Genomic DNA, 18,303 nt, shown 5'->3' with positions numbered 1-18,303 from the left:
TTACATATAGGACGAGTGGGGATCGAACCCACGACCCTTACCCTGTCAAGATAATGCTCTCCCGCTGAGCTATCGCCCTGTAATAATCAAGTAACAGTATCATATCAAGTAACCGTGTTCATTGTCAATGATTTATTTGGTTATAATTCATCCGAAATGGTGCACAATAAAGGAAAGATTACCATTTACACAACGAGGTGAATCCCCTATGAGAAACTCAACAAAACGGTCCAATTCCAATAAACATACATTTACCAAATGCTTCTTTCTCTTTGCTGGTGTTGTGTTCCTCACTACAACCGTTACCGGTTGCGGCTTGGAGCGGGATGAACATACGGTTCAATTCCAACAGTTAAATCAACCCAATGAGAATGTTGAATCTCTACCCGTCTGGCTGGACGTATACTCCAAATCTGTTATTCAAGATGTATATTCTCCACGAGGAAGCAGTGAAGTATTACCGTGAAGGTTAACAGGTTAGTTACTCCTCTTCATCCCACTTGCGTGAGTATGCTTTCTTGGTCACGTAATACAACAGAGCAATCATTCCCGCCGACATTAACAATGTAATGACCATGATGCCTGCCATGCCCATCACTACCCCCTCCTCTCCCAATATGTTCCAGACTTCACTATACAGGAAAAACATTTTTTTGTATAATTCAGTCTGATATGTCGCGCAAGAGCAGAAAGAAGGAATGGAATTGGCAGCTGAGATTAGTTATGTATCGACAGAAGAACAACTGAAGCAAGCCCTGGAAATTCGCCATCACGTTTTTGTGATCGAGCAACAGGTGCCTGCCGAGATTGAGATTGATCAATATGATGTCATCAGTCCAGATGTGCATCATGTATTGTTAAGTACGGATGGGCAAGCTGTAGCCACAGGACGTCTGATCTATTACAGCAAAGATACGGCCAAAATGCAGCGGATCGCGGTGCTTGAATCTCATCGTTCTTTTGGTTATGGACGAGTGCTTCTGCTCGCGATGGAGGAGCTGGCACGTGAACTTGGCTTAACCTATTCTGTACTGGATGCGCAATGTCAGGCACAGAAATTCTATGAAAAACTGGGCTATGAAGTGATTTCGGAAGAACCTTTTTATGATGCAGATATTCTGCATGTTCGTATGAGAAAGAGCTTGTAGACCCTCGGCGTGGGCAGGTCTTTATCAGCATATGGTGCATACTTCCGAGGAATTCGGATACGCTAATCAGGTAAACAGATTCCTATCTCGTCATATAAGGAGAGTGTGACATCATGGATCAAACGACACGCGAGAGTTTCACAGCCGTACAGAAAAATGGCGACGGTGACCTGACAGCATTTCAGACTTCAGCAGGACGTGTACTGGATTATCAGCAGGCACTTGCAGAAGTAAAGGCTGGAGCTATTGCCGGTGTGAATGTATTTAAAGGCAAGGATGGCGAAATGTACATTCGCGGCGATGCCGACGGTGACCCAACCAACAACCTGGACCAACTTCCCCATTTCTAAAATAGATGCACACGTCGTATGTGTGACACAGTAAGCGCCGATCAGGATATCCGGGTTGGCGTTTTCTTATTAGAATTAGTAGTCCGTAAAATATTTTACGGACTCCCCGGAAGGCTGGCTTTTGCGAATCGGCTGTTGTACCTGTTCCCATGCCTGCAAAATCTGTATCCCTTCGAGAGTAGACCGATTCTCCCACGCGATGTGCCCGGTTCGTTCAAGCTCCAGCAATGACTCATGAATGTAAGCTCTGCTTCGTCCCGTCTTGGTCTCCAGTTCATCCATACGCGGCATCCTGCGCCGTTGTCCTGCATAGTTCACCATAATACGTAAAATCTTGCGTTCAAAATCGTTCAACATACTTTACCTCCCCATTCAGGTCCTTAACAGGACGCCATGCCAGAATACCTTGCTCCAGAAAGGTTCGGGGTGAGCCTTCTTTTCCCGCTGATGCTCTAATCATCCCGCCACGTACACTGTTAATTCGAATCTGTCGCTGCGTTATCTGCCCTTCACGATCCATGTAGACAAGCTCCACCATCTGGCCAATATATTTCCCTAGCATAATCATCCCTCCGATAAGAACATTTGTTTGTATTTCATATTATATGCGAACATAAGTTCTTTATTCAATAGTAAAAAAAGGATTTTGTAAAATAAAAAAACCAGACTTTCACCTTAATGATTAAGGCAGTCTGGTTTCTCTAATAATGCTGCTCATATAACTACGTGACTTGTAATGACCTAGTTCAGTAACGGATCAGTGTCGATCCGATTCCGAAAATTGTACTTTCTTTAATTGCTGTGTAGATGGATTAAAATCAACATTCACATAAACTGCGAATTGTTTGCCGTCTTTCGCACGAACCCATAGCTTGAACTGTTCCCGTGATTGATCCGCTGTTAGAGAGGTACGACCGATATGCTTATAGTCCAAAATATCCACATTATACTTGGTCTGTGTTTCTTTGACCGCAATAATTCCCCACTTCGCATAATCGGGGATGGCGGAGCCAGTGCCTGATGTCATTCCGGCCAAACTCAGGACTACCGACATGACGGTAACGATGAGCATTCTCATTTTACTCACTCCTTGGGACAATATGTTTCTGTTATCTTGCCCGTCCGGGTTTCGTTTTACACGAATAAACGAAAGATCCATGCCAGTGGCCGTAGGGAAAAAGGAACCACATGAACAAGCCGGTCAAACGAATCAGGAGGCTCCGTCCGGAAACTCATTCCCCAGTCACCCGAGAAAACGTGTTGTTGTATCTTCGGCTCCTCAGGACGATCCAACCCGTATTTCTTTTCAAGTAACTCCCGCGTTTCTTCATCCACCTGAACCTCGTTCGTAACGACATATGCTGTGGCAGGCTCGCTGCTTATGTACATCAGAATCATTAGAAACATCACAATCCCAACTATTTGTATCCAACGCTTGTTCATCTCTTACTCCTTTATGGATTACTGACTCATTTCTCTTGTACGTGAAGACTTGTTTGAATGTTTGATTATACATAAATTTGACCGTATTGGAAATAATAAATGGAAGAAGAGTTGAGACATAACGTTATACAATGCTTAAGTCCCATTTGGTTGATTTTTTGTTTGAAAAATCCAATAGACGTGTAATAGGCCATGACAGAGAGACTTCACAATCTGAAATTCTACACGATCTGCCATACCAATTTGAGGAGGTTACACCGAATGTTCAAACGCTTGGATGAAATCCTGATTGAGATTCCCAATGTCGAGAAGCCAGATCCGAATGCTGCGGCAGCCATACAAGAATTGCTCGGCGGCAAATTCGGAGAAATGTCAACGTTGAACAACTACCTCTATCAATCATTTAATTTTCGATCCAAAGAAAAGCTGAAGCCCTTCTATGACCTCGTCATGAGTATTACCGCCGAAGAATTGGGTCATGTTGAGCTCGTGTCTCATGGCATTAACAAGTGCCTCAGAGGTTCAACCGAGTACAAAGAACCCGACGATACGCCGCTAGGTTCGGTGAAAGATGCTCGTCTGTCGTATCACTATCTGGCAGGTGCACAAGGCGCAATGCCTTTTGACTCTATGGGCAATCCATGGACGGGAGCAAACGTCTTCAACAGCGGCAATCTGGTCGAGGATCTGCTGCATAACTTCTTCCTCGAATGTGGCGCTCGTACCCATAAGATGAAAGTATATGAGATGACAGATCACCCGGCAGCCCGGGAAGTGGTTGGTTTCCTGCTGGTACGTGGCGGCGTGCATGTCGTGGCATATGCAAAAGCACTTGAGATTGCAACTGGCGTAAATGTGACCAAGCTGGTTCCTATCCCTTCACTGAACAACAAAGCCTTCAACGAGGCTCGTAAATACGAAGAAAAAGGGGTACACACCAAGCTGTACACTTATAGTGATAAAGACTTCAATGCGATCGGCCAGATCTGGAAAGGGACTCACCCCGAAGATGGACAACCTCTTGAAGTCATCCAAGGGATACCTGAAGGATTCCCGATTCCGGAAGCTCCTGCGGTCGAGGAAGAATTCGCACCAGGTATATCGCAAGAAGACTTCAAGGAAATTGCACGTCGCCTGAAGATGGCTGGGAATATTGCGGATTAAATCGAAGTTGTACAGGAGATGTGTAAAAATAATAGAGCCCTCGATACTGTCAACGCAGTATTGAGGGCTTTGCTGTCTTCTATCCATCATTAATCCCCGCAAGGTGATTCTGAAGGTAAGACAACTTCGATTTTTTAAGTTAATCAGCGTCTTCAATTGAATGTCTGTTGATCATCTGCCAGAGCTCTTCCTCACTATTTAAACGTATAGAATCTGTATATTCCCAACTGAAATAAGGGGCAAGATTTTTAGTTACATCTTCCCAGGTTTCTCCTTGCTGTTTCAAAAGAATTCGATCTATTGTTTGAGATATTAATTCGAAGTCCAGTTTATTAACAATAAAGTGCCTTGCACCTATTACGATATCTGTTCCATCTCTAAGTTCTTTTTCTAAAGCTTTCGGAGTTATGATTGTAAAATCAAAATTATCCTCACCTTCAGAATCTTCCGTCCCAATACAGGCTGTCCCTGACAAGTAAAAATCGTCTCCAATATCTTCAGTTTCCGTGAATTGTAACTTGCCATGAATATTCGGATTTCCAGTAATGATAAGATCTTTCAAAATCGGTTTAATCACTTTTCTCACCTCTTAGGCATCTAGTATTTTCCATAAAAAGCTATTTTTTATTGCAATGCTGCGTATTCCATTTTCTCAGATCATCAAGCAGCAGGTTCTATGTATCCAAACTTCCATCTCCACTGCTCTCTCTTTGATGTACCTCCATCTTTTCCAAAAGCTCTACGATAACCTCATCCAAATCCTCAAGTACCTCACTCGGTGTAGGAGATTCCAGTATCCTTACCAAATCCGTCTGTAGCATACTTAGATGAGATATAGGTAATCGATCAATTAATCCGACCAAAATGAAATATTCCCACTGTGGATCTTGGGTTTGCAATACATCCTTAACATGAGGAATTAAATCTTCGCCCAGTCTCAATAGTAGATCCTCTACCGGCTTAGAGATAGGCCAATTCCCGTCTTGCAACCACTCCATAAGTTCTGGAATAATGCCTTTCAACTCTTCATTACTAAATTCATTTAACTTGCTAACTGCTTCAAAATCAGACTTATCGCGGGGAAGACACGCCCTAATATCCATTTAATCTCTCTCCTATTACTCCATTGGCTTTCCATATCTCACTAAGACATGCCAAAGTAGTTTTAATTCTTGTAGAACTTCTTTGTAGGTTCCTCTATCACTCCAATGGCTTGGGTTTCGTTTCAAGTCCATAGCTGCAGAACCAATGATATTTGCATCAATCAAATCACTTTTTGCAATTCTTTTGGCTAGTGAAGGCATCGAAGGACCTCGAAAATCCATAGGAACGTCATCAACTAATAGTGTAAAGCCCCTGTGCCAGTAGAGATCAATGGAATACTTTAAACAAATCTGCTCTAAGATTCGTCCTGTATGTGTGCCTTTAAATGATGGGTCGGCAACAAGCATCTCTACATCCTTTTCAAGGGAAATGTCACCATGAACCTGAGCTTCGATATAATGATCAAGATTTCCGTTTGGCTCTTGGTTTGATGGATTTTGGAATCGTTTCTCAAGATTGACGAGCATATGATCGATTAACTTTTGAACCGTTAGATTTCTTTCACCAATGGCAAAATTACTATAAAATACATCCCTCAAGAGAGCAGCCAAAATGAGGTCAAATTCCTCATACGTCCCCTTTTCCTCAGGGTCTTGGTGAGAATCCAAATATGTATACGTGCAACGTTGAGAGACCTCAGTGGATAAAAGGAAATAACATGATCCAAAACGCGGAGCAGGTCCATCGGGATGTAACATGACATTGAGTGCCCCATACTTGGGCCGTTCGCTATTGGTTGAGCCATTTATTTGGTACGCTCCGCCAAACATTTTATTCTCCCAAACGTCACGTTCACCGCCTGAAAATGCGGATACACTTCCATTCGATAAAAAAGTCTCAAACTGACTTTTATAACCCCCCTGCTCAAGTAGTGCCTCAGCCACGCTTTTCATATTCGGATCTAATCGATCTGGGTGAAAGTGTAGCGCAATACTTGCATGAGATTTTAGTTTATTGATAGCTTTTTCAAATGCCTTCAGCTCGATGTTGGACATACGAAGGATTTCTCTAATGGTTTGCTCCGCCTCATTTTTGCGGCTTTTTGCATAATTGGTTACATGCTCTTGAGCTAATTGCTGAGACCTTGATAATTCCATGCGCGTAAGAGTCCTTTCCCTTTTTATAAAATCATAATACATGATGGACAGTAAGGGAACTTACAGTCGGTTCAAAATTATGATAGTTTGCAATGAATCCAACCCGTGTCACTTCTTTCAATTTGAATCATATCCATGTGCAACGCGTGTTCCTCCACCATCATAAAGCTATGAACCCCTTATTCTCCGCCTTGTGTCTTAACTTTCTCCTCATCCTTCACGGTCACATGAACTACTTGCTCTTCATTCGCTGTATTCGCATCTCGCATCTGAATGGTCCATGTCCCTGTATCTGCATCAAACCGTGTGTCCTCTATGACGGGAATATGCATGTTCTCTGTATCAAGTGAATGCAGTCCGCTACGAATCGCATCCGCATCCGTCATGTGCGCACCGTCTGGAGTATTTGGACAAGATACCGCTATCTTTTCTGCTCTGGCCTGCCCAGGATAGGGTTGATTTTCCGGGCCTCCATCCGTCCAGACTTCAACATAGGAGCCGATCTGCGGATCAGGTGCATTGGAGAACCATTTTGCCGGATAATACCGACTTTTTCCTCCATTGGAACTGTAATTTTGAAATGCAGGATCAACCACAAGAATGGAATTGTCTTTGCGTTCAACCACATAACCAGTGAAACCCTTTTCTGTCGGTGAATTTGCTATAGTCTGTTCTGACTTGCATTCGTTTGATCCAGCACATCCCATAAGACCTAGTATCCAGATCGAGAGTATAGTACAAACGATACGAAGATTAGACACCTCTTAGTTCCCCCTCTAACAATGTTCACTTTCTGCTTCTTATTGCTAACGTCCCAGATCAGGTTATTGTTGCATAACAATGGAGTCAACTTTGAGTGCTTGATTTACAAATACACCCAAAATTCTTCTTGTTTTCTTTTGATACAAAACGTATCATTTATATGAGGTAATATAATTAATGAGGGGGAAACCATGTATGATCCACAGTCCAAAAGGGGTAATTCAATCATTCATGCTATGTATTTTTACTATCTTACTTTACATTACATATGCTGAAACATCTCATGCTGCTGGTTCAGCGGCATCACCTTCTACTTACGAGAACGATATCACCCTACCGGCTGTTGTTTATGGAAAGGTTACGGATAGAGGAGGAAATGTGGTACCCCACGCCAATGTTGAATATGAACTCAATCACCTAGGAGAAATAACGAAATATAGTACAGTAGCAGATGAGAACGGAAATTACCATATTGAGGCTGTTGTACGAGATTCTACAGATATGTATTTATACGTCAGTGCAGATGGTTTCATCACCTACATTTCATATAATAAACACGATACCTTTACGCTAAGACCTGGTGATGAGGTGAAACATGACATCCAGTTATATGAGCCTTCCACAATCATAGGCACGGTAAAAGACCAGACTGGCCAGCCCATCGCTGGTGCTAAAATTGAAGTTACAAGTGTCCCATACCTGGTCGAAACAGATGAAAATGGCAGATATACCGTAACGGGTATTGATTACGATTATAGTGCAAACATTGCAATTTGGGTTGATAGTGACAACTATGTTCCCTACGTGGAAGATCGTCTAGGCATCCGAGCAGGTGAAACGATCCAAATCGACGTAGTGTTAGAAGCGGCTGCACATGTAAGGGGACAGGTGGTTGATGAAAACGGGGTACCTATTCCTGGGGTCATAATAAGTGGTAATCCTACAAGAACAACGACTGATGCTCACGGATACTTCATTCTCAGACGCACTATGGCAGGTTCAGTCGCACTAGCCGCAGACTTTACAGGGTATCCAAGACACATAGTATTAGTAGATTTAGTCCCAGGAGATCATAACACAGTTAATTTTGTTCTTAAAAAGAATCCATGAACCTTGGGTTCTTTTACAATAACCTCTGAGTAGTCTTCCATGGCCATCTATCGTATTTGTAGAACTGAATTTCCAGTATAATCATAAACTAACCCAAAAGACTCATGATGAATTCTCTATACGAATTCGGTCATGAGCCTTTCATTATGTCCAAGCATACAGATGTAACCATCGTAAACAGGTTATTAAACCCTTCACAGCTTTCTACGCTGCTTGTTCACATACCTTCCCCATACCACCAACGCCGCACACAACAAGATCACACAATAAGCCCATACAAAAAACATGGCAAGCCCCAACCCGATGTTAGCATCCAGGCGCTTATCAAAGATCTCTGTGTATAGCGAAAAACCGAGTGGCACGGCGCCAACAATGAAAAGTCCAATGGACCATCCACTCCAGCGTGGAAAACCAGACCCCGCACGAGTACTGGAAAGTTTGCGAATCCCTTGAGTCAGAAGCCACCAAATCAGAATAAATAATAGACAGGTTATAAGAATCTTCAGCATATCGTTCAACTGCATATCGTGTACCTCCTATATCTTGCAAGATGATGAACATATCTTACACGTTAAGCGTTCTCTTTACTATATTACCCGTTTCCATATCCATGATCACAGGCAGATAAGAGCACAGTACCCCTGACCCACACTTGATCATGAAAAAGAAAAAAACGCCACCGTCCTGACTCCTTCCAAGTCAAGAACGATGGCGTTACTTCTCGTATTACATTGTTACATCCACATCGAACAGGTTACGCGCCAAACTGCGCATAGTGAAGGCGGCTGTACACCCCACCTGCTGCGAGTAATTCTTCATGACGTCCCTGCTCCGTAATACCTTGTTCAGCAACGACAATAATGCGGTCTGCATTTTTGATCGTAGCCAATCGGTGAGCAATAACCAGTGTGGTCCGGCCCTCGGACAATTCAGCAAGGGATTGCTGAATCGCCGCTTCCGTTTCTGTATCCAGAGCAGAAGTGGCTTCGTCCAGGATCAGAATTGGCGGGTTTTTCAGGAACATACGGGCAATGGACAAACGCTGTTTCTGTCCACCGGACAGCTTCACGCCGCGTTCACCAATTAACGTATCCAGCCCTTCCGGCATCGATTGAATCAAGGGTTCCATCTGTGCACGTCTGGCGGCCATCCAGATTTCTTCTTCGGATGCATCCAGCTTGCCGTAGGCAATATTCTCCCGAATGGTTCCATCGAAAAGGAATACATCCTGTTGTACAATACCGATCTGGCTGCGCAAGGAGTCCAGTGTCATGTCCTGTATCTCCTGACCATCAATCGTGATGCGACCTTCCAGCACATCATAGAATCGTGGTAGCAGACTGCACAGCGTTGTTTTACCTGCACCCGATGGACCGACGAGGGCCACGGTTTCCCCTGCATGTACATTTAAATCGATACCTTTGAGTACTGGCTCCTGATCCGAATAACCAAAGGTCACTTGCTCATAACGAATATCTCCACGCAAATGGGATACCGCAACGGCCCCTGGACGATCTTCCACATCCGGTTCCATATCGAGCAGCTCCGTATAACGTTTGAAGCCTGCAATCCCCTTGGGATACGTCTCGATAACCGAGTTGATCTTCTGAATTGGTGTCAGGAACACATTGGACAGCATAATAAATGCAATGAACTGACCGTAGGTCATACTGCCATTAATGACAAACCATGTTCCGCATACCAGGACAAAGAGGGATACCAGCTTCATCAGCATATAACTGACAGAGGAGTTCCAGGCCATGATTTTATATGCGATTAGTTTCGTCTGACGGAAACGACCGTTGTTCACAGCGAATTGTGCTTTTTCATGCTCTTCATTAGCAAAAGCCTGAACAACACGGATACCTGTGATATTGTTCTCAACACGGGCGTTGAAGTCCGCAATATCTCCGAACATTCGGCTGAATGCCTTGGACATTTTACTCCCAAAGTAGAGCGAGAGATAGATAATCAGCGGTACGATGATAAAGGTTAACACCGCCAGATTTCCGTTAATGCTCATCATGATACTGAATGCACCAATTAGCGTCATTACCGCAATAAATACATCCTCTGGACCATGATGGGCAATCTCACCGATATCCATCAGGTCGTTAGTCATGCGGGAGACGAGGTGTCCTGTTTTTGTATTATCGAAGAAACGGAACGATAACTTCTGCACATGATTAAACAGACTTTTACGCATATCCGTCTCAATGTTAATGCCCAGCTTGTGTCCCCAATAGGTAACCACGAAGTTCAGAAATGAATTCAGGAAGTAGATGCCTAGCAGTGCTAGACACGCCCATAGAATCCAGTCCCAGCGGCCGCCTGGCAGCAGATCATCGACTACCCGGTTGACCGCCAGTGGAAATGCCAGCTCCAGCAGAGCGACTAAAATCGCACAACTGAAGTCAAGAATAAAGAGCTTTTTGTAAGGCCTATAATAGGCAAAGAAACGGCGAAGCATGGACTGAAGTCCTCCTTATGCAACCACACAATGATGATTACGTTCTATTTCGTCTTGCTTAAGAGGTACAGGAAGTATGGCGCACCAATAATGGCAACCAGGATCCCCGCAGGAATCTCCGAAGGCTGTAGTATGACACGACCCAGCGTATCTGCAACCAGTACGAGCAATGAACCGATCAGTGCAGATGCGGGTAAAAGAAATTGATGTTTGGGACCGACCAGACGACGAGCCAAATGCGGTCCGATCAGACCAACAAAACCGATCCCCCCACTTACAGATACACATGAGCCGGCAAGTCCTACAGCAGCCGCAAGCAAAATCAGTCGCTCACGCTCAACCGGAGTCCCGAGTCCGCTTGCAGTCTGGTCCCCCAGATTCAGTACGTTCAATACACGTGCCTTATACAGAACAAGCGGGACAAGAATAATAAGAAACGGTAGCAATGCCGTTACAAATTTCCAGTTCGAACCCCAGATGCTGCCTGCCATCCAGGTAGCTACAAATTGATACTTTTCCGGACTAAGCCGTAACGTAAGCACGATCATGGCAGAACTGATTCCCGCCGCTACCCCGATCCCCGTTAGCAGCATACGCGTAGGCAGGATGCCCTCTCCTTTTTTATAAGAGAGAACGTAGATCAGAAATGCAGCAAAACCAGAACCGATCAGGGCCAGAATTGGTAAAAGAAATACCGGCGCCGCTGTCGTTGTCGGGAAAAAGGAAACAAATAACATGACGACCAGACCAGCACCTGCATTAATCCCGAGGATCCCCGGATCTGCCAACGCATTCCGAGATACTCCCTGCAAAATACAACCAGATAACGCAAGTCCGGCCCCGACCAGCACCGAAATTACAATACGTGGCAGACGGAATTCAAACAGGATCAATTCCTGTTTCGCCGTGCCTCCACCAAACAGGGTTCGCATCACCTCAAGCGGCGAAAGCTTGGTAAAACCTGTGTTCATGCTCACCACAAAAGCCGTAATAATTAATAGGGCAAGCACAATGAGGACAATCGTACTCTTGGTTCTCTTCTTGCGCTCTGCTCCAACTATTGTTGAGGATTCCATAGTTACAGAGTCCTCCTTTCTTTACGCGCCAGATACAGGAAGAATGGTACCCCGATGAGGGCAACCAATGCGCCAATTGGCGTCTCGTACGGCGGGTTAATCATACGTGCAGCCAGATCCGCAAATACGAGCAACAGACTGCCCATCACAGCGGAACATGGAATAATCCAGCGATAATCGACCCCAACCAGCTTCCGCGTGAGATGGGGAATAATGAGTCCAACAAAACCGACCGCACCCACCACGGACACAGCCGTACCCGCGAGAATCAGTACAACAATCAGGCCTATGAGCTTGATCAGCCCAGTACGTTGCCCCAAGCCCACCGCAATATCTTCTCCGAGACTAAGCAGAGTAATGGAACGGGAGATGAGAAGACCTGCGATCAGTGCCGCGAGTACCCATGGGAACATGACCTCAAGTTGAGACCACTTCGTTCCGGCTACACCACCGGCTGTCCAGAAAGCCAGATCTTGTCCAATTCTGAAATATAATGCAATCCCTTCACTGAGTGCCGACAACATCGCTGATACAGCCGCACCTGCAAGTACAAGGCGTAGTGGTGTAAGGCCTGATTTGGAAGCTGCACCAAAACCATACACCAACAGGACACCAAGCCCTGCCCCAAGGAAGGAATACATGATGATATACATAAATGGCAATCCAGGGAAGAAGGCAAAACAAACTGCAAGCGCAAATCCAGCTCCCGCATTTAACCCAAGCAGACCTGAATCGGCCAGCGGGTTACGAGTCATACCCTGCATGATCGCACCAGCTACAGCGAAACATGCACCTACCATTGCTCCTCCAAGGATACGTGGTAATCGAATCTCCCATATGATCTGATGTGGTGTCAGCTCAGGATTAAAATCAAAGATAGCCTTCCAGACTACACTAAGCTTAATATCAGCAGCACCAAATGAAATGGACAACGCCATACCCAGAGCGAGTAGCAAAACTCCCCCTGTAAGAATAAGTGTGGCTGCCCACGGACGAGTGTGTATCTTCGCTGTGGGTGAATCCGGATTATGTTTTTCTGGTGAAGCTTGTGAACTCATACGCGCCCACCCTCGTTATGAGTGGAGCTGCTCAAACCTATGTACATAACAATCACCTCTCTATAAATACCGAACTTTAATGATATTGATTCTCATTCCCATAGACCATTGTAAGTGAATCCACGGGCTCTGGCAATGGACAAATAGGACATGTTTATTGCATATATGAAGATTTGCACACAATTTTACACGCAAAAAGGCTGCGCAAGAGCCAAAAAGCTCGAACACAGCCTTATCATTGCATATGTAGAACATGTAAAATACAGACTCGTTTAACGGGCATGTACAGTAAGTAAGGATGCCAAGACATCCGGAACATCAGTAATGATCCCCTGCACACCCATGTCAATCATGACCTGCATCTCGGCAGGATCATTCACCGTAAATGGGTAGGTAACAACGCCATGTGCCAGTGCAGCAGCAACATCTTCTTGTGTGACAGCCAGCTTGTAGGGATGAAGGCCTGAAGCTTCGAGTTTGGCGGCATAATCATAAGGACGATACAACTTTTCCATATATAGAAGTGCTGTACGAATCTCCGGGGCAAGACGTTTACATCTCACAAGCGAAGTATGATTGAAGCTGGACAGCACGACCTGTTGCTCCAGATTCCAGCCCCGGATCGCTTGTATGACCTTTTCTTCCATCCCCTTATAACTCACAATACCATTTTTCAATTCCAGATTAAGCAGGGTTCCTTTCCCCTGTACCAGCTTGAATAACTCCTCCAGAGAAGGAATACGTTCGCCGGCAAAATCAGCATGGAACCAGGCCCCTGCATCCCGTGTGCGCAATTGATCGTAAGTCGTATCCTTAACCCAGCCATCTGCGCCGCCAGTTCGGCTTAACGTCTCATCATGAATCAGTACCAGTCTGCCATCACTCGTCATCTGCACATCGGTCTCAATGCCTGTCGCTCCAAGCTCCAGACTCCGTTCAAAAGCGCTCATCGTATTCTCCGGGCATACGGCAGATGCACCACGGTGGGCAATAATCTCCATGTTCCTCATTCCAGCGCCTCCTGTGTTCAAGCTTCACTCTATGATCCTTACTATAAACACCGTTTGTTAGACCTGTATTAACAGAGCGTATAATGGGTTACCTGCTTCGCTGATACTAGCGACCGGGCCCAACATCTAACGGGCTGGGGATTCACTCATTTTTGCGAACTCAATCTGAAAATCGACATAACATAGTATGAACGATGGAAGCACTGAACTCCGTTATAAGGAGGTTGACTATTGAATCCCTCAAAGAAAAAATCGATACCTACGCGTCCTCACACATCCCAGTTACAGTCGGCTTCCAGGCTTTCCAGATCATCTGTCCATATCAAAAACAAATCCGGCAAGACGGCTAATCAGCGTTCTCTTAACTCCAGTTCACCCAACACACTGGATCAGCTGGCTATTGTTGCAGCAATACTCTCCTTAATTGCAGCCGCCATCGGGCTATATATCGCCTGGAAATCGTTAAGTAATCCGGATCAAACTGCTGTTGTGGTGTAAGCTGCTTGTTGCGCAGCTAATGGCTCAGGGGGCTCTCTCCTGCTTCTGACCTTATTCAGGGGCAGGTTTTTGCTTTTTCAAATACTCAACATATGCTGGAAACGTCAAAAAACCGTTCCCCTGAAACGCCGGCATATACCAGCGTCTCTTTGGAAAGGTCATTTTTTATTCGGGCGCTGCCTCTGCAGCGTCATCCCCGTCCCGGGATACTGACCGAATTACAGAATGAATGTGCGAGAGATAATAACCAACAGAATGAACAATACCAGAATTGCACCTGTCGATGTCCATGCTCCACCACCGAAGCCTCCGCAATATCCGTAACCTGTACCTTTGAGTTCGCTCATCAGTGACACTCCCCTCTTCATCGAAGTACACTATAGACTATGTCCGATAGCGCAACTTGCTTGGGCAGATCGAAAATTCTCCCGAGGAACGATTGGGTACAGGCCCGTCTTCTTATGCACTCATTTCCCGTTGAGTTGTGACCACTTCTGAGTCAGCTCTGCAGGAATATAGGATGACATTTGTTTGATCAGTTCAGCCGGATCAGCTTCCAGACTCCACAGACTGAGATGCGAAGTGTTGGAGAATCCTTCCTGTACGCTATGTTCTACCATCTTCATTAGCGGTCCATAATATCCGTTGACATTTAATAAGCCAACAGGCTTACGATGAATACCGATCTGTGCCCAGCACAGTACCTCGAATAGTTCTTCAAATGTACCCATGCCGCCGGGAAGTGCAATGAATCCATCGGATAATTCAGCCATCGTAGCCTTCCGTTCATGCATGGTTCCCACTTCAATCAGTTGTGTCAGTCCTCCATGAACAACCTCGCCCCGGAACAATCCGGTAGGCATAACCCCAATTACTTCTCCCCCATGCTCAAGAGCAGCATCGGCTACCGCACCCATCAAGCCCATACAAGAACCACCATAGACTAATGCATACCCGCTATCAGCAATTTGTTTGCCCAGTTGAACAGCCTTCTCTGTATATTCGGGGTGATTTCCCGGATTGGAGCCTGCAAAAACAGCTATACGTTTCATTGGGTTTCACTCCTTCTCATGATCTATCTTAATAGTATATAACATGAATGTTATGGGTATGTACAACAGGTTAACAGAATCAATGGACAAAAAAACCCGACCGTTTGCAGCCGGCCGGGCTCCCGTTTTAATACACATCAATTTAGAAGGGGTTGTTACTATCTAATATACAGACCAAACATTAAATCCATATGATCTTTGCATGAAATGAATATTAAATCTTTGTGGTACTAACGTATCCCACGGCGTGAACGTACGACAAACATATGCTTGTCTTTACGAAGAACACGACCATCTGCAAGTTCAACCTGATCCTCGTCATGGCGCAGAATCGTCGTGGATAACGCTACAATTTTGGCCCGGCGCCAGATCATAACCTGTGACTTGAAATAGATCGCATTTTCGAACTGAATCGCCTTTTTCATCACATATCCAACCTTGTGCACTTCAGAACGTGCTTTCTTTAAGGGAAGACTCTCTTCGGGAAGAGGTCTGATCATTGCGATATTGTCAAACGACACCTTAATCCGTTTCGGTCCAATCCGTACACATTCCGCTTCTTCATCCCACTCGACCAGCGTTCCCTTTAATGGCTCCCGTATGCCTGTTGCACGATATACCGCTACTTTTCGTCCTATCCAATGTCGCAATGTTCTCACCTCCATCTGTCTAGTTTTCAGGTATCTTCCAATCGATCGGTTCAATACCTTTGGAGGTCAAGAAGTCATTGGCTTTGGAAAAGGGACGACTGCCGAGGAATCCGCGATGCGCAGCCAGCGGACTGGGATGTGTTGACTCCAGTACCAGATGCTTGTCCCTGTTAATAAATGCACCTTTCTTCTGGGCATGACTGCCCCACAGCATATATACCATCGGCTCTGAACGTTCATTCAGCGCGCGAATGACAGCATCCGTAAACGTCTGCCAGCCCAGTGCCTGATGGGAGTTCGGTTGACCTTCACGGACCGTCAGAACAGCATTTAATAGCAGGACTCCCTGCTGCGCCCAATGAACCAGAGATCCATGATTCGGAATTGGCAGGTCCAGATCGGCATGAAGTTCCTTATATATATTTTTCAGAGAAGGAGGTACACGTACCCCCGGTCTAACCGAAAAGCTTAAGCCATGAGCCTGTCCCGCTCCGTGATAAGGGTCCTGACCAATAATAACGGCCTTAACCTGATGATACGGCGTCAGCTTCAGTGCGGAGAACAGGTCTTCTTTGGGCGGAAACACCGTCTGTGTTTTGTACTCAGCGGCGAGAGTGTAACGAATCTTGTTAAAATATTCGGCTTCCGTCTCTTCCTGAAGCACCTTGTCCCAATCGTTTCCAAACATATGTATAGGCTCCTTTCCCCTGGTGAATGCAGTTTCCTTCAGCCCAATTACTGGGCTCTTCCTTCTGAGAGCCGCATGTCATGCAACTCATAGACTATCCACCATTTTAACATAACCGGGGACAGCAGACCAGAATTGCACATCAGGGTATAAGTTCACCTCAAAATAAACCTTGTTCTTACTGCAATCCGTATACTCATACAAAAAAGTCATCTCGCTGTTGCGTGATGACTTGATGAATTTACACTTGGACGGGCACCTCTTCGACTTCTTTCACAAGCACACTGCTGATTCTCCGTAATCCTTCCTGAAGGACAGCACGGGGACAAGCCAGATTCAACCGAATACAACCCTCACCATTGGCTACAAACATATGACCATCTTCGAGCAACACACCCGCTTGCTCCGCGAAGAATAACGGTAAACTTACATTTTGGGGAGCATATGCCGAGATATCAATCCAGGCCAGATATGTTGCTTCCGGAATGTGAAAAACAGCTAGTGGTAGATGCTGCTTCACAACCTGTTCTACGCAGGCGAAATTGGCGTCTAGATAACCTTTTAATTGTTTCAGCCACTCATCACCCGTTTCGTAAGCCGCTTGAGTGGCAGCGATGCTCAGTGGGTTTTTGAAACCATAATGGCGTGTCTGCCAGATGTCTCGAAGTGCCTTATTCGGAATGATGACATTGGAGAACATCAGACCAGCCATATTGAATGTTTTGCTCGGAGACATGCATGTAATGATTCGATCGGTATCCGGGAACAGCTTCGCGAGTGGCGTATGTCTCTTGCCAGTCCGCAGCAGATCACAGTGAATTTCATCCGAAATAATCCATACATTGTTCCTCAGACAGATCTCACCCACACGTTGTAACTCTTCCGTTGTCCAGACGCGTCCAGACGGATTATGGGGGTTGCAGAAAATACAAACCCTTACCTTTTCATCCTTGGCCTTGGCTTCAAAATCCTCAAAATCAATCGAGTAACGTCCCTGCTCATTGAGCATATCCGAACATACCAGTTCAAGATCATTATGCTCCGCTGCTGACTTGAAGAAACCATAAGACGGAGTCACGATCAGTACTTTCTCATCCGATTGACAGATATATTCCACCAGTTCATACAAAGCGGGGATGATCCCGTTTGAGGTCTCCAAATGCTCCTTCGGGAAGGACCAGTCATAGTATCTCTTCATCCAGTTCGAGACAGCTTCGTAATATGCCGGATCAAACACCTGGGAGTAACCCATAATTCTACGGTCCAGACGCTCCTTAACTGCATCCAGAATCTCGGGAGGTGTGGCAAATTCCATATCTGCAATCCACATGCGAATAAACTCTTCATCTTTGAATGGAAAAGTCATGTCCTCTGTGGCGTTAAAAATATATTGACGGAAACCATCCGTATTCATGGCATTTGTTCCTGTGCGATCAATAATCTCATCAAAGTTATATTTCATAGCTTCTGCTCCTCTATCTGCTTTACTTTTCATTGTCGTTTCATGTCGTATTACACCTATTATTTCATGACGCCGGAATTGCATCAAATGCAATACAATCTATCCTGACGAAACAAATGAAGTTAATTGTTTCTTCAAAATAGGTATTTCCGTGAAAAAGT

Annotated in this window: 24 protein-coding genes and 1 tRNA gene; 6 read left to right on the top strand and 19 right to left on the bottom strand. The window is 45.2% G+C overall.

Translation table 11 applies throughout. The annotated features are described in order from the left end of the window. Positions 1–7: 7 nt before the first annotated feature. Positions 8–79, bottom strand: a tRNA-Val gene (locus tag MHI14_RS09905). Between the two features lie 129 nt (positions 80–208). Here MHI14_RS09905 and MHI14_RS09900 point away from each other — a divergent pair. The 3 genes from MHI14_RS09900 to MHI14_RS09890 all read left to right on the top strand — a co-directional run bounded on the left by MHI14_RS09900 (position 209) and on the right by MHI14_RS09890 (position 1,498). Continuing rightward, the gene (locus MHI14_RS09900) at positions 209–466 is read left to right on the top strand and encodes a hypothetical protein (protein WP_133385507.1); all 258 of its coding nucleotides are present in this window, start codon (positions 209–211) and stop codon (positions 464–466) included. Between the two features lie 238 nt (positions 467–704). Continuing rightward, the gene (locus MHI14_RS09895) at positions 705–1,148 is read left to right on the top strand and encodes a GNAT family N-acetyltransferase (protein WP_338595004.1); all 444 of its coding nucleotides are present in this window, start codon (positions 705–707) and stop codon (positions 1,146–1,148) included. 113 nt (positions 1,149–1,261) lie between these two features. Beyond that, positions 1,262–1,498 carry a DUF3892 domain-containing protein gene (locus MHI14_RS09890; RefSeq protein ID WP_017687389.1) on the top strand — a complete coding sequence of 79 codons (237 nt, stop codon included), beginning with the start codon at positions 1,262–1,264 and terminating at the stop codon, positions 1,496–1,498. A gap of 75 nt (positions 1,499–1,573) precedes the next feature. Here the strand turns inward: MHI14_RS09890 and MHI14_RS09885 are convergent, their stop codons facing one another. The 4 genes from MHI14_RS09885 to MHI14_RS09870 all read right to left on the bottom strand — a co-directional run bounded on the left by MHI14_RS09885 (position 1,574) and on the right by MHI14_RS09870 (position 2,941). Then, on the bottom strand, positions 1,574–1,852 hold the full coding sequence (locus MHI14_RS09885; RefSeq protein ID WP_445670334.1) for a hypothetical protein: 279 nt from the start codon (positions 1,850–1,852) through the stop codon (positions 1,574–1,576). Further along, entirely contained in the window at positions 1,839–2,060 is a 222-nt protein-coding gene (locus MHI14_RS09880) for a hypothetical protein (protein ID WP_133385508.1), read from the bottom strand. Before MHI14_RS09880 ends, MHI14_RS09885 begins: the two co-directional genes overlap by 14 nt. 195 nt (positions 2,061–2,255) lie before the next feature. After that, positions 2,256–2,576 carry a DUF3889 domain-containing protein gene (locus tag MHI14_RS09875; RefSeq protein ID WP_133385509.1) on the bottom strand — a complete coding sequence of 107 codons (321 nt, stop codon included), beginning with the start codon at positions 2,574–2,576 and terminating at the stop codon, positions 2,256–2,258. A 56-nt stretch (positions 2,577–2,632) separates the two neighbouring features. Further along, positions 2,633–2,941 (bottom strand): hypothetical protein, encoded by a 309-nt coding sequence (locus MHI14_RS09870; RefSeq protein ID WP_133385510.1) that lies wholly within the window; start codon positions 2,939–2,941, stop codon positions 2,633–2,635. A 261-nt stretch (positions 2,942–3,202) separates the two neighbouring features. Here MHI14_RS09870 and MHI14_RS09865 point away from each other — a divergent pair, with 261 nt between their 5' ends. After that, positions 3,203–4,105 (top strand): manganese catalase family protein, encoded by a 903-nt coding sequence (locus MHI14_RS09865; protein WP_091014199.1) that lies wholly within the window; start codon positions 3,203–3,205, stop codon positions 4,103–4,105. Positions 4,106–4,244: 139 nt separating this feature from the next. Here MHI14_RS09865 and MHI14_RS09860 read toward each other — a convergent pair whose 3' ends face one another. The 4 genes from MHI14_RS09860 to MHI14_RS09845 form a co-directional block, all read right to left on the bottom strand. Further along, complete coding sequence (locus tag MHI14_RS09860; protein ID WP_249912179.1) at positions 4,245–4,682, bottom strand: Imm8 family immunity protein; 438 nt, start codon at positions 4,680–4,682, stop codon at positions 4,245–4,247. Between the two features lie 97 nt (positions 4,683–4,779). After that, on the bottom strand, positions 4,780–5,208 hold the full coding sequence (locus MHI14_RS09855; RefSeq protein ID WP_133385512.1) for a DUF5071 domain-containing protein: 429 nt from the start codon (positions 5,206–5,208) through the stop codon (positions 4,780–4,782). A 15-nt stretch (positions 5,209–5,223) separates the two neighbouring features. Further along, entirely contained in the window at positions 5,224–6,306 is a 1,083-nt protein-coding gene (locus MHI14_RS09850) for a DUF3626 domain-containing protein (protein WP_249912177.1), read from the bottom strand. Between the two features lie 179 nt (positions 6,307–6,485). Continuing rightward, positions 6,486–7,067 carry a DUF3221 domain-containing protein gene (locus MHI14_RS09845; protein ID WP_341130245.1) on the bottom strand — a complete coding sequence of 194 codons (582 nt, stop codon included), beginning with the start codon at positions 7,065–7,067 and terminating at the stop codon, positions 6,486–6,488. A gap of 196 nt (positions 7,068–7,263) precedes the next feature. Between MHI14_RS09845 and MHI14_RS09840 the strand changes: the two genes are divergently transcribed. Next, entirely contained in the window at positions 7,264–8,178 is a 915-nt protein-coding gene (locus tag MHI14_RS09840) for a carboxypeptidase-like regulatory domain-containing protein (protein WP_165980227.1), read from the top strand. A gap of 194 nt (positions 8,179–8,372) precedes the next feature. Here MHI14_RS09840 and MHI14_RS09835 read toward each other — a convergent pair whose 3' ends face one another. From MHI14_RS09835 to MHI14_RS09815, 5 genes are all read right to left on the bottom strand, one after another. Next, a complete protein-coding gene (locus MHI14_RS09835; protein WP_133385516.1) occupies positions 8,373–8,702 on the bottom strand; it encodes a hypothetical protein in 330 nt (109 codons plus the stop codon). A gap of 230 nt (positions 8,703–8,932) precedes the next feature. Next, complete coding sequence (locus tag MHI14_RS09830; RefSeq protein ID WP_091028558.1) at positions 8,933–10,648, bottom strand: ABC transporter ATP-binding protein; 1,716 nt, start codon at positions 10,646–10,648, stop codon at positions 8,933–8,935. Positions 10,649–10,692: 44 nt separating this feature from the next. Next, on the bottom strand, positions 10,693–11,724 hold the full coding sequence (locus tag MHI14_RS09825) for a FecCD family ABC transporter permease (RefSeq protein WP_091028555.1): 1,032 nt from the start codon (positions 11,722–11,724) through the stop codon (positions 10,693–10,695). A gap of 2 nt (positions 11,725–11,726) precedes the next feature. Then, a complete protein-coding gene (locus tag MHI14_RS09820; protein ID WP_036614761.1) occupies positions 11,727–12,782 on the bottom strand; it encodes a FecCD family ABC transporter permease in 1,056 nt (351 codons plus the stop codon). 272 nt (positions 12,783–13,054) lie between these two features. Continuing rightward, positions 13,055–13,792: a glycerophosphodiester phosphodiesterase gene (locus MHI14_RS09815; RefSeq protein WP_133385518.1), complete on the bottom strand. Its 738-nt coding sequence runs from the start codon at positions 13,790–13,792 to the stop codon at positions 13,055–13,057. Positions 13,793–14,023: 231 nt separating this feature from the next. On the opposite strand from MHI14_RS09815, the gene MHI14_RS09810 reads away from it, so the two are divergent. Next, complete coding sequence (locus MHI14_RS09810) at positions 14,024–14,290, top strand: hypothetical protein (protein WP_036614763.1); 267 nt, start codon at positions 14,024–14,026, stop codon at positions 14,288–14,290. 218 nt (positions 14,291–14,508) lie between these two features. Here MHI14_RS09810 and MHI14_RS09805 read toward each other — a convergent pair whose 3' ends face one another. The 5 genes from MHI14_RS09805 to MHI14_RS09785 form a co-directional block, all read right to left on the bottom strand. Then, positions 14,509–14,637: a hypothetical protein gene (locus MHI14_RS09805; RefSeq protein WP_255319930.1), complete on the bottom strand. Its 129-nt coding sequence runs from the start codon at positions 14,635–14,637 to the stop codon at positions 14,509–14,511. A gap of 120 nt (positions 14,638–14,757) precedes the next feature. Then, positions 14,758–15,342 (bottom strand): LOG family protein, encoded by a 585-nt coding sequence (locus MHI14_RS09800; protein ID WP_133385519.1) that lies wholly within the window; start codon positions 15,340–15,342, stop codon positions 14,758–14,760. 230 nt (positions 15,343–15,572) lie between these two features. Beyond that, a complete protein-coding gene (locus MHI14_RS09795; protein ID WP_017687369.1) occupies positions 15,573–15,992 on the bottom strand; it encodes a hypothetical protein in 420 nt (139 codons plus the stop codon). A 19-nt stretch (positions 15,993–16,011) separates the two neighbouring features. Next, the gene (ung, locus tag MHI14_RS09790) at positions 16,012–16,680 is read right to left on the bottom strand and encodes a uracil-DNA glycosylase (RefSeq protein WP_017687368.1); all 669 of its coding nucleotides are present in this window, start codon (positions 16,678–16,680) and stop codon (positions 16,012–16,014) included. A 241-nt stretch (positions 16,681–16,921) separates the two neighbouring features. Next, a complete protein-coding gene (locus MHI14_RS09785; RefSeq protein ID WP_105599672.1) occupies positions 16,922–18,142 on the bottom strand; it encodes a MalY/PatB family protein in 1,221 nt (406 codons plus the stop codon). Positions 18,143–18,303 lie beyond the last annotated feature (161 nt).

This window comes from Paenibacillus sp. FSL K6-2393, assembly GCF_038002545.1.
Lineage (GTDB): Bacteria > Bacillota > Bacilli > Paenibacillales > Paenibacillaceae > Paenibacillus.
Note: the sequence above shows the minus strand (reverse complement) of the source record. Positions and strands in the feature narration are given on the sequence as shown.